Annotated in this window: 21 protein-coding genes; 12 read left to right on the top strand and 9 right to left on the bottom strand. The window is 71.3% G+C overall.

Translation table 11 applies throughout. From position 1 onward, the window contains the following. The first annotated feature begins 47 nt into the window (after positions 1–47). A complete protein-coding gene (locus tag AB0G56_RS15355; RefSeq protein WP_360969247.1) occupies positions 48–1,256 on the top strand; it encodes an acetyl-CoA C-acetyltransferase in 1,209 nt (402 codons plus the stop codon). 112 nt (positions 1,257–1,368) lie between these two features. After that, a complete protein-coding gene (gene meaB, locus AB0G56_RS15350; protein WP_360969611.1) occupies positions 1,369–2,325 on the top strand; it encodes a methylmalonyl Co-A mutase-associated GTPase MeaB in 957 nt (318 codons plus the stop codon). Positions 2,326–2,526: 201 nt separating this feature from the next. Here meaB and AB0G56_RS15345 read toward each other — a convergent pair whose 3' ends face one another. The 4 genes from AB0G56_RS15345 to AB0G56_RS15330 form a co-directional block, all read right to left on the bottom strand. Further along, positions 2,527–3,003 (bottom strand): MarR family transcriptional regulator, encoded by a 477-nt coding sequence (locus tag AB0G56_RS15345; protein WP_360969244.1) that lies wholly within the window; start codon positions 3,001–3,003, stop codon positions 2,527–2,529. Between the two features lie 95 nt (positions 3,004–3,098). Then, a complete protein-coding gene (locus tag AB0G56_RS15340) occupies positions 3,099–3,899 on the bottom strand; it encodes an AIM24 family protein (RefSeq protein WP_360969241.1) in 801 nt (266 codons plus the stop codon). Further along, positions 3,896–4,546, bottom strand: a complete 651-nt coding sequence (locus tag AB0G56_RS15335) for an AIM24 family protein (RefSeq protein WP_360969238.1) — start codon at positions 4,544–4,546, stop codon at positions 3,896–3,898. Before AB0G56_RS15335 ends, AB0G56_RS15340 begins: the two co-directional genes overlap by 4 nt. 1 nt (position 4,547) lies before the next feature. Further along, complete coding sequence (locus AB0G56_RS15330; protein WP_360969609.1) at positions 4,548–5,180, bottom strand: AIM24 family protein; 633 nt, start codon at positions 5,178–5,180, stop codon at positions 4,548–4,550. 181 nt (positions 5,181–5,361) lie between these two features. Here AB0G56_RS15330 and AB0G56_RS15325 point away from each other — a divergent pair, with 181 nt between their 5' ends. Both AB0G56_RS15325 and AB0G56_RS15320 read left to right on the top strand, forming a co-directional pair. Continuing rightward, positions 5,362–5,706, top strand: a complete 345-nt coding sequence (locus AB0G56_RS15325) for a DUF3817 domain-containing protein (protein WP_360969235.1) — start codon at positions 5,362–5,364, stop codon at positions 5,704–5,706. Further along, positions 5,703–5,999, top strand: coding sequence for an MTH1187 family thiamine-binding protein (locus AB0G56_RS15320; RefSeq protein WP_360969232.1), 297 nt, complete (start codon positions 5,703–5,705; stop codon positions 5,997–5,999). Before AB0G56_RS15325 ends, AB0G56_RS15320 begins: the two co-directional genes overlap by 4 nt. A gap of 586 nt (positions 6,000–6,585) precedes the next feature. On the opposite strand, the gene AB0G56_RS15315 is transcribed toward AB0G56_RS15320, so the two are convergent. After that, complete coding sequence (locus tag AB0G56_RS15315; protein WP_360969229.1) at positions 6,586–7,569, bottom strand: DUF5937 family protein; 984 nt, start codon at positions 7,567–7,569, stop codon at positions 6,586–6,588. A 79-nt stretch (positions 7,570–7,648) separates the two neighbouring features. Here AB0G56_RS15315 and AB0G56_RS15310 point away from each other — a divergent pair, with 79 nt between their 5' ends. From AB0G56_RS15310 to AB0G56_RS15295, 4 genes are all read left to right on the top strand, one after another. Continuing rightward, on the top strand, positions 7,649–8,902 hold the full coding sequence (locus AB0G56_RS15310; RefSeq protein ID WP_360969226.1) for an MFS transporter: 1,254 nt from the start codon (positions 7,649–7,651) through the stop codon (positions 8,900–8,902). An 11-nt stretch (positions 8,903–8,913) separates the two neighbouring features. Then, a complete protein-coding gene (locus tag AB0G56_RS15305; RefSeq protein WP_360969223.1) occupies positions 8,914–9,423 on the top strand; it encodes a MarR family transcriptional regulator in 510 nt (169 codons plus the stop codon). 66 nt (positions 9,424–9,489) lie between these two features. Further along, entirely contained in the window at positions 9,490–9,828 is a 339-nt protein-coding gene (locus AB0G56_RS15300) for a DUF3817 domain-containing protein (protein ID WP_360969221.1), read from the top strand. A 73-nt stretch (positions 9,829–9,901) separates the two neighbouring features. After that, positions 9,902–11,602: a methylmalonyl-CoA mutase family protein gene (locus AB0G56_RS15295; protein ID WP_360969218.1), complete on the top strand. Its 1,701-nt coding sequence runs from the start codon at positions 9,902–9,904 to the stop codon at positions 11,600–11,602. A 136-nt stretch (positions 11,603–11,738) separates the two neighbouring features. Here the strand turns inward: AB0G56_RS15295 and AB0G56_RS15290 are convergent, their stop codons facing one another. Next, positions 11,739–12,359: a TetR/AcrR family transcriptional regulator gene (locus tag AB0G56_RS15290; RefSeq protein ID WP_360969215.1), complete on the bottom strand. Its 621-nt coding sequence runs from the start codon at positions 12,357–12,359 to the stop codon at positions 11,739–11,741. A 326-nt stretch (positions 12,360–12,685) separates the two neighbouring features. On the opposite strand from AB0G56_RS15290, the gene AB0G56_RS15285 reads away from it, so the two are divergent. From AB0G56_RS15285 to AB0G56_RS15270, 4 genes are all read left to right on the top strand, one after another. Next, complete coding sequence (locus AB0G56_RS15285; RefSeq protein WP_360969213.1) at positions 12,686–13,660, top strand: tetratricopeptide repeat protein; 975 nt, start codon at positions 12,686–12,688, stop codon at positions 13,658–13,660. A 646-nt stretch (positions 13,661–14,306) separates the two neighbouring features. Then, a complete protein-coding gene (locus AB0G56_RS15280; protein ID WP_360969210.1) occupies positions 14,307–14,984 on the top strand; it encodes a DUF6230 family protein in 678 nt (225 codons plus the stop codon). Positions 14,985–15,107: 123 nt separating this feature from the next. Next, a complete protein-coding gene (locus tag AB0G56_RS15275; protein ID WP_360969207.1) occupies positions 15,108–15,617 on the top strand; it encodes a DUF6114 domain-containing protein in 510 nt (169 codons plus the stop codon). Beyond that, the gene (locus AB0G56_RS15270; protein ID WP_360969204.1) at positions 15,607–17,052 is read left to right on the top strand and encodes a hypothetical protein; all 1,446 of its coding nucleotides are present in this window, start codon (positions 15,607–15,609) and stop codon (positions 17,050–17,052) included. The genes AB0G56_RS15275 and AB0G56_RS15270 overlap by 11 nt, the downstream gene beginning before the upstream one ends. A gap of 120 nt (positions 17,053–17,172) precedes the next feature. On the opposite strand, the gene pyk is transcribed toward AB0G56_RS15270, so the two are convergent. The 3 genes from pyk to pta all read right to left on the bottom strand — a co-directional run bounded on the left by pyk (position 17,173) and on the right by pta (position 22,184). Continuing rightward, positions 17,173–18,603, bottom strand: coding sequence for a pyruvate kinase (gene pyk / locus AB0G56_RS15265; RefSeq protein WP_360969201.1), 1,431 nt, complete (start codon positions 18,601–18,603; stop codon positions 17,173–17,175). Positions 18,604–18,775: 172 nt separating this feature from the next. After that, positions 18,776–19,984, bottom strand: coding sequence for an acetate kinase (locus AB0G56_RS15260; protein WP_360969198.1), 1,209 nt, complete (start codon positions 19,982–19,984; stop codon positions 18,776–18,778). A 25-nt stretch (positions 19,985–20,009) separates the two neighbouring features. Next, positions 20,010–22,184 (bottom strand): phosphate acetyltransferase, encoded by a 2,175-nt coding sequence (pta, locus tag AB0G56_RS15255; protein ID WP_360969195.1) that lies wholly within the window; start codon positions 22,182–22,184, stop codon positions 20,010–20,012. Positions 22,185–22,231 lie beyond the last annotated feature (47 nt).

The following is a 22,231-nucleotide window of genomic DNA, read 5'->3' as shown; positions in this document are numbered from 1 at the left end:
CTCGTTCACTCCTCGGCCGCGCAGGCCGGTAAGGGGAATCGCAGCTCATGTCTTCTGGAAATTCCGGTACGGCCGGCTCGGTGATCGTCGCCGGCGCGCGTACACCCATGGGCCGGCTGCTCGGCTCGCTCAAGTCGTTCTCCGGCGCGGATCTGGGCGGTTTCGCGATCAAGGCGGCCCTGGACCGTGCGGGCATCGGGGGCGACCAGGTGCAGTACGTGATCATGGGCCAGGTGCTGCAGGCCGGCGCGGGGCAGATCCCGGCCCGGCAGGCCGCCGTGAAGGCGGGCATCCCGATGAGCGTCCCGGCGCTCACGATCAACAAGGTGTGCCTCTCGGGCCTCGACGCGATCGCGCTGGCCGACCAGCTCATCCGCGCGGGTGAGTTCGACATCGTCGTGGCCGGTGGTCAGGAGTCCATGACCAACGCCCCCCACCTGCTGCCGAAGTCCCGCGAGGGGTTCAAGTACGGCGCGGTGGAGATGCTCGACGCGATGGCGTACGACGGTCTGACCGACGCCTTCGAGAACATCGCCATGGGCGAGTCGACGGAGAAGCACAACAGCCGCCTGGGCATCGGCCGCGCCGAGCAGGACGAGATCGCCGCCCTGTCCCACCAGCGCGCCGCCGCCGCCCAGAAGAACGGCGTCTTCGAGGCCGAGATCACCCCGGTGGAGATCCCGCAGCGCAAGGGCGACCCGGTGCTGTTCAGCAAGGACGAGGGCATCCGCGGCGACACCACGGCCGAGTCGCTGGCCAAGCTGCGGCCCGCCTTCACCAGGGACGGCACGATCACCGCCGGTTCCTCCTCGCAGATCTCCGACGGCGCCGCCGCGGTGGTCGTGATGAGCCGGGCCAAGGCCGAGGAGCTGGGCCTGGACTGGATCGCCGAGATCGGTGCCCACGGCAATGTGGCGGGCCCCGACAACTCCCTGCAGTCCCAGCCGTCCAACGCGATCCTGCACGCCCTGAAGAAGGAGGGCCTGGAGGTCTCCGACCTCGACCTCGTCGAGATCAACGAGGCCTTCGCCGCCGTCGCCGTGCAGTCAATGAAGGACCTCGGCGTATCCACGGAAAGGGTGAACGTGAACGGCGGCGCGATCGCCCTGGGTCACCCGATCGGGATGTCCGGCGCCCGTCTCGTGCTGCACCTGGCGCTGGAACTGAAGCGGCGGGGCGGCGGCGTCGGCGCGGCGGCGCTGTGCGGCGGCGGCGGCCAGGGCGACGCGCTGATCGTCCGGGTCCCCAGGGCCTGAGGCGCCCGGTCCTGGAGTCCGGCCGGACCGGCCGGTGAGCGGGGTATCCCCCGACCGACCTCTCCCCGTACGTTCGAAAGCGTCGTACGCGGAACACGTGAACGGAGCTGTTATGCAGGACGTCTCCTCTCTGGTGGCCCAGGCCAGGGACGGCCGGCCTCGGGCCGTTGCCCGGCTGATCTCCCTGGTGGAGGGGGCGTCCCCGCAGCTGCGGGAGGTCATGGCGGCCCTCGCCCCGCTGACCGGCAACGCCTACGTCGTCGGCCTCACCGGCTCGCCGGGGGTCGGCAAGTCGACCTCCACCTCCGCGCTGGTGACGGCGTACCGCAAGCAGGGCAGGCGGGTCGGCGTGCTCGCCGTCGACCCGTCCTCGCCCTTCTCCGGCGGCGCGCTGCTCGGCGACCGGGTCCGCATGTCGGAGCACGCCTCCGACCCCGGCGTCTACATCCGCTCCATGGCGACCCGCGGCCACCTCGGCGGCCTCGCGTGGGCCGCGCCGCAGGCGATCCGGGTGCTGGACGCGGCGGGCTGCGACGTGATCCTGGTGGAGACGGTCGGCGTCGGCCAGTCGGAGGTGGAGATCGCCTCCCAGGCGGACACCAGCGTCGTCCTCCTCGCCCCCGGCATGGGCGACGGCATCCAGGCGGCCAAGGCCGGAATCCTGGAGATCGGTGACGTCTACGTCGTCAACAAGGCCGACCGGGACGGCGCGGACGCCACCGCCCGCGAGCTGAACCACATGCTGGGCCTCGGCGAGGCCCGCGGCCCCGGCGACTGGCGCCCGCCCATCGTGAAGACGGTGGCGGCCCGCGCCGAGGGCATCGACGAGGTCGTCGAGGCCCTGGAGAAGCACCGCGCTTGGATGGAGGAGCGGGGCGTCCTCACCGAACGCCGCCGCGCCCGCGCGGCTCGCGAGGTGGAGACCATCGCCGTCACCGCCCTGCGCGAACGCATCGGCGACCTGCACGGCGACCGCCGCCTGAGCGCCCTGTCCGAACGCATCGTCACGGGCGAACTGGACCCGTACCGAGCGGCCGACGAACTGGTGGCGGGCCTGACCGAGCGCTGACCCGCCCCCGGCCGGGGGTGAGCGCGACGGGGGAGGGATCGCCCGGAGCGCTCGCGGCCGGGGCGTCGGTTCCCGCCGGAAGGCGTCGATGGCCGCCGGGACGGGCCGGGGCCTGCCGGGACGGGCCGGGGCCCGGGCGGGACCGCTGTCCTCGTCCGTCCCGGCAGGGGCGCCCGGCCCCGGGCGGGTGGCGGTGTGCCGCTACGGGCGGCCCCGTTGGCCTCGCAGGTGCTCCGCGATGGGCTTCAGGGACTTGTCCAGCTCCGTCAGTGCCTCCGGGTCCAGCAGGTCGATGAAGTGCCGCCGTACGGACGCCACGTGGTGCGGGGCGACCTTCCGCATCGTCTCCATGCCGTGCTCGGTGAGGACGGCGTACAGCCCGCGGCGGTCGGACTCGCAGTTCTCCCGGCGCACCAGGTCCGCGTTCTCCATACGGGTGATCTGGTGCGAGAGGCGGCTCTTGGACTGGAGGGTGGCGGACGCGAGGTCGCTCATCCGCATCCGTACGTCCTCCGACTCGGAGAGGTTCACCAGGATCTCGTAGTCGTTCATCGTCAGGCCGAACGGCTGCAGGTCCTTCTCGAGCTGGTACGTCAACAGCCTGTTGACCTCCAGGTGGGTGCGCCAGGCGCACTGCTCCGCATCGGTCAGCCAGCGCGTGGCCGTCTCGGTCTCCATGAATGAAGTCTACCTAAGAAGTTGAAAGGCGAACTAGTGAGGGGTGGCGTGACGGCGCGCACGCGTTCGAGCCGTCACACTCCGCAGACTACCGCTCACAGCCCGAAGCGACGCTGGAGGTCGCCCAGCTGTCCGGGAAGACGCGGTGCGCCGGCCTGCTGTCCGTGGCCCCCGGAACCCGACCCGCCGGGCACCCCGGGCTCGTCCGGAGGGGCTCCGACGGCCTGCTCGGCCATCAGGGCCTCCGTCGACTGGAGCAGCACCGTGCCGGCCCCCACGAACTCGAACTGGTGCTCCTCCCCGGCGGCCCCGCCGAGCCCCGTCATCGCACGTAGACCGCCCAGGACCCCGGTCAGGTACCCGTGGTCGTAGTGATGGCAGGGGGAGGGGCAGTCGGCCCAGCCGACGAGCGCCTGGGGGTCCACGCGGATCGGGGGTTCCATGAAGACCACCGGTCCGTTCGACGCGGCCACGAACTTCCCGGTTCCGATCAGCGTCAGGAAGCCCGGCACGATCGACTGCTTCAGCGCGAGACTTGGCTGAAAAGCAAGCAAGTTGCCCGAGCGAATGGTCAGATTGCCGTCGTCCAGGTCGTAGGAGTTCACATCGAAGGCCCGGTCGGCGAGGAGCATCTTGCCCGAGCCCTCCGCCACCACCCAGTCCGCGGCGTGCAGAGGCGAATGGAACGACGTCCGCACCAGACGGTCCAGCCGCCCGTGCCCGAAGCCGTTGAACTCGATCGCCCCGTAGTAGGCGATCATCTTCCCCTTCTGCAGGAACCACTGGCTGCCCTTCAGCTCCACGCAGAAGGTGTAGTGGTTGACGTTGTCGTCGGCCGGCAGCGTCATCGGGTCGTACACCACGGGCCCGGCGCCGGGCGTTCCGTACGCGCTCACAGCTTCTCCTCCGACGCCTGGACGTAGACCATGCCGCTGCCGCTCAGCTCCAGCTGGAACGCCTCCCCCGACCCCCGGCCCACCATGTCCCGCCAGCCCAGCGCGGTCGACAGCTTGTTGCGGACGTCACCGTGATGGGCGACGTAGGCCTGCGGGTCGACGTGGACCGGGCGCTGCGGGGTGATGGGGATCTCCAGGACCCCGCCGTGCGCCATGACCGCCACCGCGCCGTGCCCCTTCAGGGTGGTCGTGAACAGCCCCTGGCCCGTCACCTGACCGCGCACCATGCCCATGACCCCGCCCTGCGAGCCCATGAACATCGTGCCCTGCTGGAGCGTGCCCTCGAAGGCGAGCAGCCGGTCCGCCTCCACGTACAGCGTGTCGCCGGACAGGCCGATCACCTGGATGTGGTGCCCGCCGTGCCCGAAGAAGACCGTGCCGCTGCCCTCCACGGTCATCAGGGGCGTCGCCTCGCCCGCGACGCGGCGCCCGATCATGGACATCAGTCCCCCCTGACCGCCCTGGATGTTCGGGGTGAAGGAGACGTCCCCCCGGTACGCCAGCATCGCGCCCCGCTGGCTGAACAGCCGCTGCCCCGGCACCAGCGTGGCCTCGACCATCTTCGAGTTGATCTCACGGAAGGTCATCTCACACGTCCCCCGCGATCGTGTTCCGCTCGCTCGGCTGGACGTACACCAGACCGTCCCCCTCGAAGCGGATCTGGAAGGCCTCCCCGCCGCCCTCGCCGAGGAAGGTGCGGAAGGTCACGCCGGACTGGAACGTCTGCCGCAGGTTCCCCTGGTGCGCGATGTACGCGCCGGGGTCGACGGTCAGCGGGTACGGCGCGCTCACCCGCAGTACCACGGCGGGCCCGTCCGACATGATCGCCGCCTGCCCGCTGCCCTCGACGGTGGTCGTGAACAGCCCGTTGCCCTGGGAGGCGCCGCGCAGACCCGTGAAGGTCGTGCCCGTCCGCAGCCCCGCGTCCGTCGCGAGCAGATTGCTCGACTCCACGTACAGCTTGTCCCCCTGGAGCCGGACGAGATTGATCTCGGACGCCCGGTCCGCGAACCAGCAGGTCCCCTGCCCCCGCACCTCCATCACGGTCATCTGCTCACCGGTGAGCCGCCGCGTCACCATCCCGCGCAGGCCCTCACCGCCACCTGTCAGCTTCTTGAAGGCCATCTGCCCGTCGTACGCGACCATCGAGCCGTTCTTCGCCTTCACGGCGTCCCCGGTCATGTCGACGGCGAGCACCTTGCTGCCTTGCAGTCGGAACATCGCCACGCACTGAAGGTAGCGGCGAAGGGGGAGGAGAAGACAGGACCCACGGGTGGAGACCGCCCCTGAGCGCCCCCCTAGGGGCCGGGACCCGAGCCGGTTTGCCACAATGGACGAAACTTTGTGCCTGCGTTCACAAACCCGGCCGCAGCCCCCGTGTCTCTCCCACCGAAGGTGACCTGTGGACATCAAGACCGCCACCGCCCTCCGCCGCCTCCGCCTGGTCTCCGCCCCCGAGGCGGTCAGCTTCATCCTCCTGCTGGTCTGCTCGGTCCTGAAGCGGACCACCGACTTCAACGCGGTGCCCGCGATGGGCTCGATCCACGGCGTCCTCTTCGTCCTCTACGTGATCTTCTGGGCCGACGCCTGGAACCGCACCAAGTGGCCGCTGAAGACCGCCGCCCTCTACTTCGTCCTGTCGGTCCTGCCCACCGGCGGCTTCTTCGCCGAGCGCAAGCTGAAGCGCGAGGCCGAGGACGCGGTCATCGCCTCCCGCGCCCGCCGCGAAGGAGTGGTGAACGCGTGATCGTCGCCTTCTCGGTGACCCCGCTGGGCGTCGGGGAGGACGTGGGCGAGTACGTCGCCGACGCCGTCCGCGTGGTCCGCGAGTCCGGCCTGCCCAACCGCACCGACGCCATGTTCACCTCGATCGAGGGTGAGTGGGACGAGGTCATGGACGTGGTCGGGCGCGCCGTGGCCGCGGTGGAGGCCCGTGCCCCCCGCGTCTCCCTCGTACTCAAGGCGGACATCCGCCCGGGCGTGACGAACGGCCTCACGGCCAAGGTGGAGACGGTCGAACGGCACCTGGCGGGGGAGTAGCCCGCCGGCGCCGTGTCCTTCGCCGGCGCCGTGCACTCCGTCGTCGCCGCGCACTCGGCCGTCGCCGTGCACTCCGCCGGCCGTTCACCTCGCCGGGGGCGTCAGCAGCGGTGCGACCGCCCCGGACGGCCTTCCGGAGTGGCTGCTCGGACGCAGGCCACTCCGGACGGCCTTCCACTCCGCCGAGGGCGGCGGCACCGGTGCGCCCACCCCCGGCCGCACTCCTCGCCGACGGCCCGTACTCCCTCGCCTGCTGCCCCCGGCTGTGCTCCCGCCTGCCGTCCGTGCGTCCGCCTGCCGGGTGCGCGTCCCCGCCTCGCCGATGGCCTGCGCTCCCTCGCCCGCCGCCCGGGCCCGCGCCTCACCGGCCGCCCCTGCCCCTCGTCCGCTGCCCCCGGCGGCGCTCCCTCCGGCCGTCCGTGCGTTCGCCTGCGGGGTGCGTGGTCCGCGCCTCACCGGCCGCCCCTGCCTCCTCGCCCGCTGCCCCCGGCGGCATACCCCGTCGGCCGTCCGTGCCCCTCGCCCGCGGATAGGCTCCCCACGCGCCGCCGCCCGCCCACGCCCCTCGCCCACCGGACGCGCCCCCTCACCCGCCGGACGTGGCCAGTGCCATCCCCAGCGGTGTCCGTTCGTACAGCACCCGGTGCCCGTACCGCCGCGCCGTGAGCAGCCCCGCGTCCCGCAGCACCGTCAGATGCGCGGACACCGACGAGGGGGCCAGAGCGAGCCGGTGCGCCAGGTCCGACGTCGTCGCGGGGTCCGTCAGCGCGGCCAGCACCGCGGCCCGCCCGCGCCCGAGTAGCCGTACCAGCGCCCGCGTCCCCGCCGCGCCCGGCTCGCTCCACAGCCCTGCCAGGCCCCGCGCCGGATAGACCAGCGTCGGCTGCCACGGCGGTTCGAAGCCGCTGATCACCTCCGGCCACGAGAACACGCTCGGCATCAGCACCAGCCCCTGCCCGTCCAGATCGCGCCCGTGCTCGCCGTGCCAGTCCACGGTCAGCGTCCGCCCGTCCCAGGCCAGCCGCCGGTCCAGCTCGGGCAGCAGCGCCTCCAGCCCGACCTCGGCCAGCCGCCGCGAGTGGAAGGCGATGTCGGCCTCCAGCAGCGCCCGCAATCGCGGCCACTCCGGCTCCACCAGCACGCTCCACGCGGCCTCCAGCAGGGCGGCGAGTTCCCGCACCGCCCGCGCCGGATCGGCGAGCAGCGCCCGCCCCTGGGGCGAGCGCAGCGCGCCCGGCGTGTCCGCCAGCGCCCGCGCCAGGTCCTCCCGGGCCGCCACCGGATCGGCCGCCCGCACCGCCGCGATCTCCTCCTCGAACGTCGCCGCCGGACCGAGCGGCGGCGGCCCCAGGAAGTCCGGGCTGTGCCCGCGCCGCGGCATGAGCAGCCACAGCGGCGCCAGATCCAGCCCGCGGGCGGTCTCCCCGATGCGCCGCAGCCAGTGCGGGTGGTACCCGTGCCGGTCCGGCCGCCCCAGCGTCCGCACCGCCTCCTGGGTCTCCCACAACGGCGACAGGGCGAACCGGCACCGCAGCAGGTCGTCGTCGCCGAAACGCAGACGGAACGGCATGCGCACCCCACGGACGAGGAAGATTCGGCTGTCGCCGAAAGACTAGGGCCCGCGCCGGACCGCCCGCACGCTGCCGTGCATGCACCAGCGCTACGCCCGGGTCTTCGCCGTCCCCGAGTTCCGGGCGGTCTTCGCCGCCCACGCCCTTTCCCTGCTCGGCGTGATCGTCAGTGAGCTCGCCCTGTCCGTCCTCGTCTACGACCTCACCGGCTCGCCCCTGGTCAGCGCCCTCACCTTCGCGCTCGGCTTCCTGCCCTACGTCGTCGGCGGCACGCTCCTGGCCGGCCTCGCCGACCGCTTCCCGGCCCGCCGGGTCCTGGTGACGTGTGACCTGGTGTGCGCGGCGTGCGTGCTCCCCATGGTCGCGCCGGGGGCGCACATCGGTGTCCTGCTCGCGCTGCGATGCGCCCTCGCCCTCGTCTCACCGGTGTTCCAGGGCACCCGCATGGCCACCCTCGCCGACATCCTCGGCGACGGCGACCTGTTCGTCCTCGGCCGCTCCCTGCTGCGGATCGTCTCGCAGAGCGCGCTGCTCGCCGGCTACGGCCTCGGCGGGCTGCTGCTCACCGCGGTGAGCCCCCGGCACGCCCTGCTGATCACCGTGGCCACCTTCCTCGCCTCGGCCGCCCTGCTCCGCCTCGGCACCCGGCGCCGCCCCGCGCGCACCGGGAAGTCCGGCGCGCTGGTCGGCGACTCGCTGCGCGGCGCCCGGCAGGTGCTCGCCGACCGCAGGATCCGCGTCCTGCTCCTGCTGTTCTGGGTGCCGCCCATGTTCGCCGTGGTCCCCGAGGCCCTGGCGGCGCCGTACGCCGCCGCGCTCGGCGCCGGATCCACCGGGCTCGGGCTGCTGATGTGCGCGCTGCCCGTCGGCACCGTGGCGGGCGAGCTGTACGCGGGCTCCCGGCTGCTGCCCGCCGCCCGGGAACGCATCGCCCTGCCGCTGGTCAGCCTCGCCCTGCTCCCGTATCTCGGCTACGCCCTCGACCCCGGCCTGCCCGTCTCGCTCCTCCTGCTGCTCGTCTCCGGCGCCGGGTCGGCGTACACGCTGGGCCTGGACCAGTGGTTCGTCGCCGCCGTGGCCGAGGGACTGCGCGGGCGGGCGATGACCCTGCTCACGGCCGGGCTCATGACCGTGCAGGGTGTGGGCATGGCGCTTGCGGGCGTCGCGGCCGAGTTCGCCGGGGTGCGCGCGACGGTCGCGGGGGCCGGGGCGCTGGGCACGGTGTCCTGCGTCCTGCTGGCCGGCGCCGCCCGGCGCACCGCGCCCGCCCCGCCAGGCGCCCCGGAGACCGAAAGGCGAGACAGGGCTGAGCGCGATATGACCGGCGGGTAGGGTCTGATGCCGTGCCGAAGCCCCTCAGTCTCCCCTTCGACCCCATCGCACGCGCCGACGAGCTCTGGAAGCAGCGGTGGGGAAGCGTGCCGTCCATGGGGGCGATCACCTCCATCATGCGCGCGCACCAGATCCTGCTCGCCGAGGTCGACGCGGTGGTCAAGCCGTACGGGCTCACGTTCGCGCGCTACGAGGCCCTGGTGCTGCTCACCTTCTCCAAGGCCGGCGAGCTGCCGATGTCCAAGATCGGCGAGCGGCTCATGGTGCATCCGACGTCCGTGACGAACACCGTGGACCGCCTGGTGCGGTCGGGCCTGGTGGCCAAGCGCCCCAACCCCAACGACGGCCGCGGCACTCTCGCCGTCATCACCGACAAGGGCCGCGAGGTCGTCGAGTCGGCCACCCGCGACCTGATGGCGATGGACTTCGGCCTGGGCGCCTATGACGCCGAGGAGTGCGCGGAGATCTTCGCGATGCTGCGGCCCCTGCGGGTGGCGGCGCACGACTTCGACGAGGACTGACGCGCCGGCCGCGGACAGCGCGACCCGGGGCAAGATCTCCCGGAACGGGCGGTTACGCTCGACTCCATGAAGAAGAGCGTGCTGACCCGCTACCGCGTCATGGCCTACGTCACCGGCGTGCTGCTGGTCCTGCTGACCCTCGGCGTCATCGCCAAGTACGGTTTCCAGATCGACGGGGCGGCGAAGTTCACCACCGTGATCGGCATCGCACACGGCTGGCTCTACGTCATCTACCTCGTCGTCGCCTTCGACCTGGGCTCCAAGGCGAAGTGGCCGGTGGCCAAGCAGCTGTGGGTGCTGCTCGCCGGGACCGTGCCCACCGCCGCCTTCTTCGTCGAGCGCCGGATCAGCCGCGAGCTGGAGGCCAAGGTCACCGACCGCGCCCCGGCCGTCGCCGAAGCGTAACCGCACCGCCGTACCGCACGCGTACGGCGGTCAGCCGTCGACATTTACTAGGACGTCCTAGTAAATTTGGAGCATGGACGCTGACGCCATCGAAGAGGGCCGCCGCCGCTGGCAGGCCCGGTACGACGCCGCGCGCAAGCGCGATGCGGACTTCACCACGCTCTCCGGTGATCCCGTGGAGCCGGTCTACGGACCACGACCGGGGGACACGTACGAGGGTTTCGAGCGGATCGGCTGGCCCGGTGAGTACCCCTTCACCCGCGGGCTGTACCCGACCGGCTACCGCGGGCGGACCTGGACCATCCGCCAGTTCGCCGGGTTCGGCAACGCCGAGCAGACCAACGAGCGCTACAAGATGATCCTCGCCGCGGGCGGCGGCGGACTGTCGGTCGCCTTCGACATGCCCACGCTCATGGGCCGCGACTCCGACGACCCGCGCTCGCTCGGCGAGGTCGGCCACTGCGGGGTGGCCATCGACTCCGCCGCCGACATGGAGGTCCTCTTCCGGGACATCCCGCTCGGCGACGTCACCACCTCGATGACGATCAGCGGGCCCGCCGTGCCCGTCTTCTGCATGTACCTGGTCGCCGCCGAACGCCAGGGCGTGGACCCCGCCGTCCTCAACGGCACGCTCCAGACCGACATCTTCAAGGAGTACATCGCCCAGAAGGAGTGGCTCTTCCAGCCCGAGCCGCACCTGCGCCTCATCGGCGACCTGATGGAGCACTGCGCCTCGAACATCCCCGCCTACAAGCCGCTGTCCGTCTCGGGCTACCACATCCGCGAGGCCGGGGCCACGGCCGCGCAGGAGCTGGCGTACACCCTCGCGGACGGCTTCGGCTACGTCGAGCTGGGCCTCAGCCGCGGCCTGGACGTCGACGTCTTCGCGCCCGGCCTGTCCTTCTTCTTCGACGCGCACGTCGACTTCTTCGAGGAGATCGCCAAGTTCCGCGCGGCGCGCCGCATCTGGGCCCGCTGGATGCGCGACGTGTACGGCGCGCGGTCCGACAAGGCGCAGTGGCTGCGCTTCCACACCCAGACCGCCGGTGTCTCGCTCACCGCCCAGCAGCCGTACAACAACGTCGTCCGCACCGCCGTCGAGGCGCTCGCGGCCGTGCTCGGCGGTACCAACTCCCTGCACACCAACGCCCTCGACGAGACCCTCGCGCTGCCCAGCGAGCAGGCCGCCGAGATCGCGCTGCGCACCCAGCAGGTGCTGATGGAGGAGACCGGCGTCGCCAACGTCGCCGACCCGCTGGGCGGATCCTGGTACGTCGAGCAGCTGACGGACCGGATCGAGGCGGACGCCGAGAAGATCTTCGACCAGATCAAGGAGCGCGGCCTGCGCGCCCACCCCGACGGGCAGCACCCGATCGGGCCGGTCACCTCCGGCATCCTGCGGGGCATCGAGGACGGCTGGTTCACGGGCGAGATCGCCGAGTCCGCGTTCCGCTACCAGCAGGCGCTGGAGAAGGGCGACAAGCGGGTCGTCGGCGTCAACACGGCCACCGGTTCCGTCACCGGGGACCTGGAGATACTGCGGGTCAGCCACGAGGTGGAGCGGGAGCAGGTGCGGGCGCTCGGGGCGCGCCGCAGCGGCCGGGACGACGCGGCGGTGCGCGGCTCGCTGGACGCCATGCTGGCCGCCGCGCGCTCGGGGGCCAACATGATCGAGCCGATGCTCCGGGCCGTACGCGCCGAGGCGACGCTCGGCGAGATCTGCGGGGTGCTGCGGGACGAGTGGGGGGTGTACACGGAGCCGGCCGGGTTCTGAGACGGCGGGGCGGCCGTGGGCGGCGGGCAGCGGCGGCGCGGCGTCCGGAGCCGCGGTCACCGGGACGCGGTGGCAGGGCGCCCGGGGCCGCCGCGGTCACGAGGACGCGGCGGCGGGGCGGGCGCCCGCCCCGCCGTCACGAGGACGCGGCCCCCAGCCCCAGCAACAGCACCCGCGTGAAACTGCGCACCCACTCCTCGTCCGCCGGTTCCGCGCTGACCAGGGTGCGGTGGACGACCGCGCCCGCGACGACGTCGAAGATCAGGTCGGCCGTGCGTGCGGCTTCCCCGGGGTCCGTCTCCGGGGGCAGTTCGCCGCGGGCCTGGGCCCGCGCCCGGCCCTCCAGGACCAGACGTTTCTGCCGCTCCACGATGGAGCCGCGGATCCGTTCGCGCAGGGCGTCGTCGCGGGTCGACTCGGCGACCACGGCCATCAGACCGCTCCTGGCCTCGGGGCGGGCGAGGATCGCCGCGAACTGGAGGACCACGCCCTCGATGTCGGCCGCCAGGCTGCCGAGGTCGGGCAGCCGCAGTTCGTCGAAGAGTTCGGCCACGGCGTCGACGACCAGTTCGTTCTTGCCCGCCCAGCGGCGGTACAGCGTCGTCTTCGCAACCCCGGCGCGGGTTGCCACGTCTGACAGGGTGAGCTTCGACCAGCCCAGCTCGACCAGGGCCGCACGGGTGGCGGCCAGGATGGCCGTGTCCGCGGCGGCGCTGCGCGGGCGGCCGGCGCGGGCGGGCGGGGTGCGGCTCTGCATCCCCCGACCATAACCGGGCGGCCTCACGGCCTTGAACGGGCGGGAAACCGGCGGGTCCTGTGTGGCCGTGAGGGAGATCACCGGGAGACGGTTTCGCGGAGGCACGCCGTGCCATTACGCTACGGGTCGTAGCGAAAGCGGGGCCGCAGCCCCCGCGAGCGACGACCACAAGAGCATCACGCACGCAGCACACGCAGTCATCACGCACGGCCGGCACACAGCACGGACCATCAGAATCCGGCGCCCGGTGGGGACCAGGCGCCCGGCACGGTCCGGTTCATCCGGTCGTTTTCACTCAGACACGCGGAACGGGGGAGGATAGACGCATGCAGCCACGGAACATGTCCATGAGCGGAGTCGTCGACCTCGCCGCGGTGAAGGCGGCCCAGGAGGCCAAGGCGAAGGCGGAGCAGGCGCGCGCCCAAGCGGCCCGCGAAGGCGGGGCGGGGGCCGTGTCGCCCGCCGACCTCGTCATCGACGCCGACGAGGCCACCTTCGAACGCGATGTCCTGCAGCGCTCCGCCGAGGTGCCGGTCGTCATCGACTTCTGGGCCGAGTGGTGCCAGCCCTGCAAGCAGCTGAGCCCCGTCCTGGAGCGGCTGGCCGTCGAGTACAACGGGCGCTTCCTCCTCGCCAAGATCGACGTCGACGCCAACCAGATGCTGATGCAGCAGTTCGGTGTCCAGGGGATCCCCGCGGTCTTCGCGGTGGTCGCCGGGCAGGCGCTGCCCCTCTTCCAGGGGGCGGCGGGCGAGGCACAGATCCGGGAGACGCTCGACCAGTTGGTGCAGGTCGCCGAGGAGCGCTTCGGCCTGACCGGTCTCACCGTCGATCCGGACGCCGAGCCGGGCGGCCAGGCGCCGCAGCAGGCCCCGGCGGCCGGTCCGCACGAGTCGCTGCTCAACGCGGCGGCGCAGGCGCTGGACGCCGGTGACCTCGGCGGCGCGGCCCAGGCCTACAAGAACGTCCTCGCCGAGGACCCCGGCCACCCCGAGGCGAAACTCGGTCTCGCGCAGGCGGAGTTGCTCCAGCGGGTCCAGGGCCTGGACCCGCAGAAGGTCCGTCAGGAGGCGGCCGAGAAGCCCTCGGACGTGCAGGCCCAGATCGCCGCCGCCGACCTCGACCTGGTGGGCGGTCATGTGCAGGACGCGTTCGGCCGGCTCATCGAGACCGTACGGCGCACCGCGGGCGAGGACCGGGACGCGGTGCGGCTGAGGCTGCTTGAGCTGTTCGAGGTCGTCGGCGCGGAGGACCCGCGGGTGAGCGAGGCGCGCCGGGCGCTGGCACGGGCCCTGTTCTGAGCCCCGCGGGGGCCGCGGCGCCGACCAGTCGCTAAACGCCTGGGCCTGTGATGCCCGGGTGAAAGATCTGCCGACGAGTCACCACAGCGGCCGTGCTTTACCAAAACTTGGTAATCACGGCCGCTGTTACTGCGAGTAAGGGCAAGGTGTCGGTCTGACCGGTTCCGTCCGGGGATCAACATTTTTGTTCTGCCCATTGTTGCCACCCAGTGTCGCCGTTCGGGACCAGCGCGTCGAACGACGGTTATCCGGCCGTTACTAGCGAGTAACGAACCCCCTTGTGCGGGCGGCGAGAATGCACCACGATCGGCGACGCTCGGTCCATTCCCGTACCCCGGCAGCCGGCCGGGACGCGGGATGTCTGGGTCCCCACCGAGCAGGGCCGGCGACAGTGGCGTCGGTCCTTGGGACAGGGGGGTCTTCGCCTTCCGGCGAAGCCTGTCCAGCAGGGTTGTGCGTGATGCGTGTCAGGCGCGACCAGTGGTTGTCGCTCGGGGGTGATCGCCGGTGATTCGGGCGCGTTCCGCGCCACCGAGCGCGGGCGCTCTCCTTCCCGAGGACGTAGCACTTCTCCCATCCCTGCCCGGCCGAACCCCCGTCGGGGGCGGGCCGAGGCCAGGAGATGTACGTCCGAGAAGGAGGAAATATGGAGTCCCAGGTGCGTGGCGGGACCAGATGGAAGCGGTTCGCTGTGGTGATGGTGCCCAGCGTCGCCGCCACGGCGGCGATAGGCGTGGCCCTGGCCCAGGGCGCGCTGGCCGCTTCTTTCAGTGTGTCGGGGCAGGAGTTCAAGGTCACGGCCGACGAACTGAACGGCAAGAAGTTCACGCAGTACGGAGCGGTCGACCCCGGCTACACGCTTTCCGGCAAGCCGACCGCTCACGCCGTGGCGGTGTCGTCGTTCGAAAGCGCGACGATCAAGAACCTCTGCCAGTCGGTCGTCACTCCCGACATCCCGTTCGTCGGGACCATCACCCTGAAGCTGCAAGCTGGAGACAGCAACGACGAGAAGCAGCAGGTCTCGGCGGACAAGCTCTTCATCGACATCGAGGACCTGAAGACCACCGGCTACGCCCAGTTCGGCAACATCGACATCGGTGTGGCCGCCAAGGACACGGGTGACCCGAAGGCCGGCGGCAAGGGCATCGGCATGAAGGGCGGCAAGGAGCAGGCCAACGGCAACGGCTTCGCCCAGCAGGCCGACACGGCCAAGCTGGTCGGGGTGCAGCAGACGGCGTGGGCCACGACCGCGGGCACCTTCACGCTGCCCAAGCTGCACATGTCGCTGCACAGCGGCAGCGGCAGGGGCGTCGAGTGCTACTGAGCACCCGCTGACGGGCGGGGAGGAAGGTACTCCCCGCCCGTCCACTCCCGAGCCGCGCTTTCACCCCCCACATCTCCACCGCACCATCACCCACAGCAACGCTGCACCAGGGAGCTGTTTTCCATGAGCGCCGAGACTTCCGCCGTGCCCGGCCAGTTCACCCGCCGGAGGCTGCAGTTCCGCGCCTGGCGAGGCAGTCGGCCCTTCTGGGCCGGTCTGTTCGTCCTGCTCGGTGGCTTTCCGATCATGTACTTTCCGTACGCGCATCTCCAGGTCGGCCACCTGACCCTCGCCATGGCCACCACCGCCGGCGCGGGCTCCCTGATCATCGGCGTGCTGCTCGTCGTCCTGGGCATCAGCCTCTGGTTCCAGAAGCACATCCGGGTCTTCGCGGGCGTCGCGTCGATCCTGCTGGCGCTGGTGTCCCTCCCCGTGTCCAACTTCGGCGGCTTCCTCATGGGCTTCCTGCTCGCCCTCCTCGGCGGTGCGATGGCCGTCTCGTGGGCACCGGGCAGGCCGCCCGCGCCGGAGGCGGCCGAGGAGACCGGGACGGCGGACGCGATGGGTGAGTCGAACGACCTGTCAGGAATGAGCCCGGCCAACGGGGCGAACGGGAGGCACAGTGCCGGCTGACGAGGTGACCCACGGGGCTGATGTGGAAGAGCCCCGTGCGAGAACCGGGCCCCGCCACGCGGCTCCCAAGAAGCCGCTGTTCACCAGGTTCCACATGCCGGCGGGCAAGGCGATAGCCACCGTGGCGATGCCCACGGCGGTCCTCGTGGGGATGGGCTTCACGTCCTCGCTCGCCCTCGCCGACAACAACCACAACTCGACCACGTCGGCGTCGTCGTCCGAGACGATGTCGCCCGAGGACTACAAGAAGTGCGTCGAGGCGCTGGAGAAGTCCAAGGGCGACTCCTCGGCCTCGCCCACGCCTTCGGCCTCCGCGAGTGCCACCGACTCCGCCAAGGACAAGGACAAGGGCAAGGACGGGGACAAGGCCAAGGACAGGACGGACGCCAAGGACCAGACGGACGTCAAGGACGAGAAGGGCGGCACGCCCTCCCCGTCGGCCACCGACACCGGCAAGCCGGACACGAAGGACAACGCCGCCGCGGGCACCTCCTCTTCGCCGGATTCAGGTTCCGACGACAAGGCGCACCCCACGGCGTCCGCCACCGCGTCCCCGTCCCCCTCGGCGACGGCGACCAAGAACAGCGGCCTGCTCGGCGGCCTCGGCGATGCCCTCGGCGACCTCCTGACCGGAGGCAAGAAGGACTCCGGGGCCGGTGACCGGAGCGCCACTCCGTCTCCGTCCGCCACCCCCTCGGCGGATGCGAGCACGAAGGACCTGGGCAAGACGGCGTCCGACACCGTGAAGGACACCACCAAGAAGGTCACCGACACGGTCGACGGCACCGTGAAGGGCGCGACCGACGCGGCGTCCAAGGCGGCCGAGGACACCACCGGCGCCGTCAAGGACACCGTCAAGGGCACCGTCGACGACGCGAAGAAGAAGACCGAGGACGCCGTCGAGGACGCCACTTCCTCGCCCAGTCCGTCCACGAGCGCGAGCACGGACCCCGGGGACTGTCCGGCGGCCACCGACGCCCAGGGCGGCGTCGACAACACGATGCCCCTGGCGGACGACCCGTGGTACCTGGACGCCAGCTCGCTGACGCTCAAGGGCGCCAGCTACAAGGGCGTCGTCGAGGTCAGGACCGCCAACGGCACGGTCAAGAAGGTCCTGAAGTACGTCATATCCGCCGGTACCGACATCGGCGACCTGCACCAGACGGTGAAGGACAAGGACGCCGGCAAGACGTACCACGTGCAGGCGGCCAAGGGATCGACGTCCAAGATCACCGGCGGTGACACGGTGATGTACACCGAGAGCATCTCCGGCAACCTGCTCGGACTGCTGCCCATCACGTTCAGCCCGGACAGCCCGCCCCCGCTGGACATCCCGCTGATCTACTTCACCAAGGTCCACGTGGTCCAGGCGGCCCAGTTCGGCGGCAACCTGAACATCCCCGGGATGCACATGTACACCACCGACGGCGTCTGAACGCCGCACCGAGCCCGTTCCGGGAGCCGCAGAACCGAGGGCGCCCCCGCCGATCCCGGCGAGGGCGCCCTCGAACGCGTACGCGAGCCCGTACGGGCCCCGCCCGGCGACGGGCGTACGTCAGTCGCGCTCGCCGCCGCCCAGGTGGTGGACGCGGACCATGTTCGTGGTGCCGGGGACCCCGGGCGGGGAGCCGGCGGTGATGATCACGACGTCGCCCTCGTTGAACCGCTTGAGCTTGATCAGCTCCTGGTCGACCAGGTCGACCATCTCGTCGGTGCTGTTGACGAACGGCACGACGTGCGACTCCACGCCCCAGCTGAGCGCCAGCTGGTTGCGGGTGGACTCGTCCGTGGTGAAGGCGAGGATCGGCTGGGTCGCGCGGTAGCGGGACAGCCGTCGGGCCGTGTCGCCGGACTGGGTGAAGGCCACCAGGCCCTTGCCGCCGAGGAAGTCGGCGATCTCGGCGGCGGCACGGGCCACCGAACCACCCTGCGTGCGCGGCTTCTTGCCCGGGACCAGCGGCTGCAGGCCCTTGGAGAGCAGCTCCTCCTCGGCCGCGGCGACGATCTTCGACATCGTCTTGACGGTCTCGATCGGGTACGCGCCCACGCTCGACTCGGCGGACAGCATCACCGCGTCGGCGCCGTCCAGGATCGCGTTGGCGACGTCGGAGGCCTCGGCGCGGGTCGGGCGGGAGTTGGTGATCATCGACTCCATCATCTGGGTCGCCACGATCACCGGCTTGGCGTTGCGCCGGCACAGCTCGATCAGGCGCTTCTGCACCATCGGGACCTTTTCGAGCGGGTACTCGACGGCCAGGTCGCCGCGGGCCACCATCACGCCGTCGAACGCCATCACGACGTCCTGCATGTTCTCCACCGCCTGCGGCTTCTCCACCTTGGCGATGACCGGGACGCGGCGGCCCTCCTCGTCCATGACGCGGTGGACGTCGGCGACGTCCTTGGCGTCCCGGACGAAGGACAGCGCCACCATGTCGCAGCCCATGCGGAGCGCGAAACGCAGGTCCTCGATGTCCTTCTCGGACAGCGCGGGCACGTTCACGGCCGTGCCGGGCAGGTTGATGCCCTTGTGGTCGGAGATGACGCCGCCCTCGATGACGATCGTCTTCACCCGCGGGCCCTCGACGTCCAGGACCTTCAGCTCGACGTTGCCGTCGTTGATCAGGACCTGGTCACCGCGCGAGACGTCGCCCGGCAGCCCCTTGTACGTCGTGCCGCAGATCTGCTTGTCGCCCGGGACGTCCTCGGTGGTGATCGTGAACTCGTCACCCCGCTCCAGCTCGACGGGGCCCTCGGCGAAGGTCTCAAGGCGGATCTTCGGGCCCTGCAGGTCGGCGAGGACGGCGATGGCCCGGCCGGTCTCCTTGGACGCGGCACGGACACGGTCGTAGCGGCCCTGGTGCTCGGCGTGGGTGCCGTGGCTGAAGTTGAAGCGGGCCACGTTCATGCCGGCTTCGATCAGCGCGACGAGCTGCTCGTGGGAGTCGACCGCGGGGCCGAGAGTACAGACGATTTTCGAACGGCGCATGGGGCGATCCTATCGGTTTGTTTCGCTGCGGAATATTCCGTCTGGCGGAATATACAAGTGGGCGGGTCTGCGCTCAGTCGAGTGCCGCTGGAAGTGCCGGTGGGGATGCCGGTCGAATTCGGTTGTCCTCGCTTGTCCTTGATTGTCTTCTCTCGCTCGTCCTTACTCGGGCTTACTCGTCCTTTCCTACGAGGGCATAGGTCTGCGCGGCGATCTCCATTTCCTCGTCCGTCGGGACGACGGCCACGGCGACCCGCGCGCCCTCGGGCGAGATCAGCCGCGCCTCGTCACCGCGTACGGCGTTCCGCGCGCCGTCCACCGCCAGGCCCAGCCCTTCCAGGTCCGCGAGGGCCGCCGCGCGCACGAAGTCCGCGTTCTCCCCGACCCCGGCCGTGAAGGCGACCGCGTCCACGGTGCCGAGTACCGCGTAATAGGCGCCGATGTACTTCTTCAGCCGGTGGATGTAGATCTCGAAGGCGAGCCGCGCCTGCTCGTCGCCCTCCTCGATCCGGCGCCGTATCTCCCGCATGTCGTTGTCGCCGCAGAGGCCGAACAGACCGCTCCTCTTGTTGAGAAGAGTGTCGATCTCGTCCATGGACATTCCGCCAACGCGCTGCAAATGGAAGATGACCGCCGGGTCCAGGTCGCCCGAACGCGTGCCCATCACCAGCCCCTCCAGCGGGGTGAGCCCCATGGAGGTGTCCACGCACCGCCCGCCGCGCACCGCCGAGGCGGAGGCGCCGTTGCCCAGGTGCAGCACGATCACGTTGACGTCCTCGGGGGCCTTGCCCAGCAGCTCGGCCGTCTTGCGGGAGACGTAGGCGTGCGAGGTGCCGTGGAAGCCGTAGCGCCGCACCCGGAACCGGTCCGCGAGCTTCGGCTCGATCGCGTAGCGGGCGGCAGGCTCCGGCATGGTGGTGTGGAAGGCGGTGTCGAAGACGGCGACCTGCGGCAGGTCGGGGCGCAGCGCCGTGGCGGTGCGGATGCCGGTGAGGTTGGCCGGGTTGTGCAGCGGCGCCACCGGGATCAGCCGCTCGATCTCGGTGAGGACCGCGTCGTCGATGACGGTCGGCTCGGTGAAGAACATGCCGCCGTGCACCACGCGGTGCCCGATCGCGGCCAGTTCGGGGGAGTCCAGGCCGAGCCCGTCCCTGGCCAGTTCCTCGGCGACGGCCTTCAGCGCGCCGTCGTGGTCGGCGATCGGGCCGTTCTGCTCCCGGGTGGCGCCGCCGGCCAGGCAGGTGTGCTTGAGCCGGGAGGTCTGCTCACCGATGCGTTCGACCAGGCCGACGGCGAGCCGGCTCGCGTCGCGCATGTCGAGCAGCTGGTACTTCAGCGACGAGGAGCCGGAGTTGAGGACGAGGACGCGGGTCGCATTCACGGTGTTCGAGGTTCTCTCTGGGACGTCAGCGGGCGGGCGTGGCGGGTGCGGCCGTGGTGGGCGCGGCGGGTGTCCTGGCCTGGTCCTGGGCCTGGATCGCGGTGATGGCGACGGTGTTGACGATGTCCTGGACGAGGGCGCCGCGGGAGAGGTCGTTGACCGGTTTGCGCAGGCCCTGGAGGACCGGGCCGACCGCGATCGCGCCGGCCGAGCGCTGCACGGCCTTGTACGTGTTGTTGCCGGTGTTCAGATCGGGGAAGACCAGCACGCTGGCCTGGCCGGCGACCTCCGAGCCCGGCAGCTTGGTCGCGGCGACCGAGGGTTCCACGGCGGCGTCGTACTGGATCGGCCCCTCGATCATGAGGTCCGGGCGGCGCAGCCGCACCAGGTCGGTCGCCTCGCGCACCTTGTCCACGTCGGCGCCCGAGCCGGACGTGCCGGTGGAGTACGACAGCATCGCGATCCGCGGCTCCACCCCGAACTGGGCGGCGGTGGCCGCCGACTGGACGGCGATGTCGGCGAGCTGCTCGGCGTCCGGGTCGGGGTTGACCGCGCAGTCGCCGTAGACGAGCACCTTGTCGGCCAGGCACATGAAGAAGACGGAGGAGACGATCGACGCCTCCGGCTTTGCCCTCCCGTCGCCCGCCACCGCCCTACCCGACGCGCTGCGCGCGGCCCCCCTTGTCTTGATGATCTCGAAGGCGGGCCGGATGGTGGCGGCCGTGGAGTGCACGGAACCGGAGACCATGCCGTCGGCCAGGCCCTCCTGCACCATCAGCGTGCCGAAGTAGTTCACGTCGGAGACGACGTCGTACGCCAGCTCGACCGTGACGCCCTTGTGGGCGCGCAGCCGGGCGTACTGCTCGGCGAAGGAGTCGCGCAGCTCGGAGACGGCCGGGTCGATGAGCTGGGTGCCCGCGAGGTCGATGCCGAGGTCGGCGGCCTTCCTGCGGATCGTGTCCACCGGACCGAGCAGCGTCAGGTCGCACACCCCGCGGCGCAGCAGTACCTCCGCCGCGTGCAGCACGCGTTCCTCGGTGCCCTCGGGCAGGACGACCCGGCGCTTGTCGGCGCGGGCCTGTTCGAGCAGCTTGTGTTCGAACATCATCGGGGTGAGCCGGTCGCTGCTCGGCGCGGAGACCCGCTTGTTGAGGTCGGTGGTGTCGACGTACCGCTCGAACAGACCGAGGGCGGTCTCCGCCTTGCGCGGGGTGGCCGCGTTCAGCTTGCCCTCCAGGGAGAACAGCCGCTCGGCGGTGGGGAAGCTGTTGCCGGACACCGAGACGACGGGGGTGCCGGGGGCGAGCCGGGCGGCCAGCGTCAGGATCTCCTCGCCGGGCTCCTCGCCCAGGGTGAGCAGGACGCCGGCGATCGGCGGGGTGCCGGCGCTGTGCGCGGCGAGCGAGCCGACGACCAGGTCGGCGCGGTCGCCGGGGGTGACGACGAGGCAGCCGGGGGTCAGCGCCTTGAGCAGGTTGGGCAGCATGGCGCCGCCGAAGACGAAGTCGAGCGCGTCGCGGGCCAGCCCCGAGTCGTCGCCCAGCAGGATCCTGCCGTCCAGGGCGTGGGTGATCTGCGCGACCGTCGGCGCCGACAGGGCGGGTTCGTCGGGCACCACGAAGCAGGGCACGGGCAGGCGGCCGGTCAGCCGCCCGGCTATCTCGTCGCGGTCCTCGCGGGCCACCCGGTTGGTGACCATGGCCAGGACGTCGCAGCCCAGGCCGTCGTAGGCGCGGTAGGCGTTGCGGGTCTCGGCGAGCACCGACTCGGCGCTCTGCTTGCGGCCGCCGACGACGGGGATCACCGAGGCGCCGAACTCGTTGGCGAACCGGGCGTTGAGGGACAGCTCGTCGGGGAGCTGGGTGTCGGCGAAGTCGGTGCCGAGGACGAGGACGACGTCGTAGTCCCGGGCCACCCGGTGGAAGCGGTCGACGAGCGTGGAGACCAGCTCGTCGGTGCCCTGTTCGGCCTGGAGCGAGGACGCCTCGTGGTAGGCCATGCCGTAGACGGTTGTGGGGTCCTGGGTCAGCCGGTAGCGGGCGCGCAGCAGTTCGAAGAGGCGGTCGGGGCCGTCGTGGACCAGTGGGCGGAACACGCCCACCCGGTCGACCTGCCGGGTCAGCAGCTCCATGACACCCAGCTCGACGACCTGGCGGCCGTCACCGCGGTCGATGCCGGTCACGTACACGCTGCGGGTCACGCGGGCTCTCCGTTTCGTCGGGGCTGGGGTGCGCGGTGGAGGTGCGG

Source organism: Streptomyces sp. NPDC021356 (assembly GCF_040641015.1).
Taxonomy (GTDB): domain Bacteria; phylum Actinomycetota; class Actinomycetes; order Streptomycetales; family Streptomycetaceae; genus Streptomyces.
The sequence above is the reverse complement of the archived record's forward strand: the minus strand, read 5'-3'. Positions and strand labels throughout refer to the sequence as shown.

Bases quoted from the DNA above. Each gene is read 5' to 3' on its own strand.
- AB0G56_RS15355 (WP_360969247.1), top strand. From the start codon at position 48: ATGTCTTCTGGAAATTCCGGTACGGCCGGCTCGGTGATCGTCGCCGGC.
- meaB (WP_360969611.1), top strand. From the start codon at position 1,369: ATGCAGGACGTCTCCTCTCTGGTGGCCCAGGCCAGGGACGGCCGGCCT.
- AB0G56_RS15345 (WP_360969244.1), bottom strand. From the start codon at position 3,003: ATGGAGACCGAGACGGCCACGCGCTGGCTGACCGATGCGGAGCAGTGC.
- AB0G56_RS15335 (WP_360969238.1), bottom strand. From the start codon at position 4,546: ATGACCTTCCGTGAGATCAACTCGAAGATGGTCGAGGCCACGCTGGTG.
- AB0G56_RS15330 (WP_360969609.1), bottom strand. From the start codon at position 5,180: ATGTTCCGACTGCAAGGCAGCAAGGTGCTCGCCGTCGACATGACCGGG.
- AB0G56_RS15315 (WP_360969229.1), bottom strand. From the start codon at position 7,569: ATGCCGTTCCGTCTGCGTTTCGGCGACGACGACCTGCTGCGGTGCCGG.
- AB0G56_RS15310 (WP_360969226.1), top strand. From the start codon at position 7,649: ATGCACCAGCGCTACGCCCGGGTCTTCGCCGTCCCCGAGTTCCGGGCG.
- AB0G56_RS15300 (WP_360969221.1), top strand. From the start codon at position 9,490: ATGAAGAAGAGCGTGCTGACCCGCTACCGCGTCATGGCCTACGTCACC.
- AB0G56_RS15295 (WP_360969218.1), top strand. From the start codon at position 9,902: ATGGACGCTGACGCCATCGAAGAGGGCCGCCGCCGCTGGCAGGCCCGG.
- AB0G56_RS15290 (WP_360969215.1), bottom strand. From the start codon at position 12,359: ATGCAGAGCCGCACCCCGCCCGCCCGCGCCGGCCGCCCGCGCAGCGCC.
- AB0G56_RS15285 (WP_360969213.1), top strand. From the start codon at position 12,686: ATGCAGCCACGGAACATGTCCATGAGCGGAGTCGTCGACCTCGCCGCG.
- AB0G56_RS15280 (WP_360969210.1), top strand. From the start codon at position 14,307: ATGGAGTCCCAGGTGCGTGGCGGGACCAGATGGAAGCGGTTCGCTGTG.
- AB0G56_RS15275 (WP_360969207.1), top strand. From the start codon at position 15,108: ATGAGCGCCGAGACTTCCGCCGTGCCCGGCCAGTTCACCCGCCGGAGG.
- pyk (WP_360969201.1), bottom strand. From the start codon at position 18,603: ATGCGCCGTTCGAAAATCGTCTGTACTCTCGGCCCCGCGGTCGACTCC.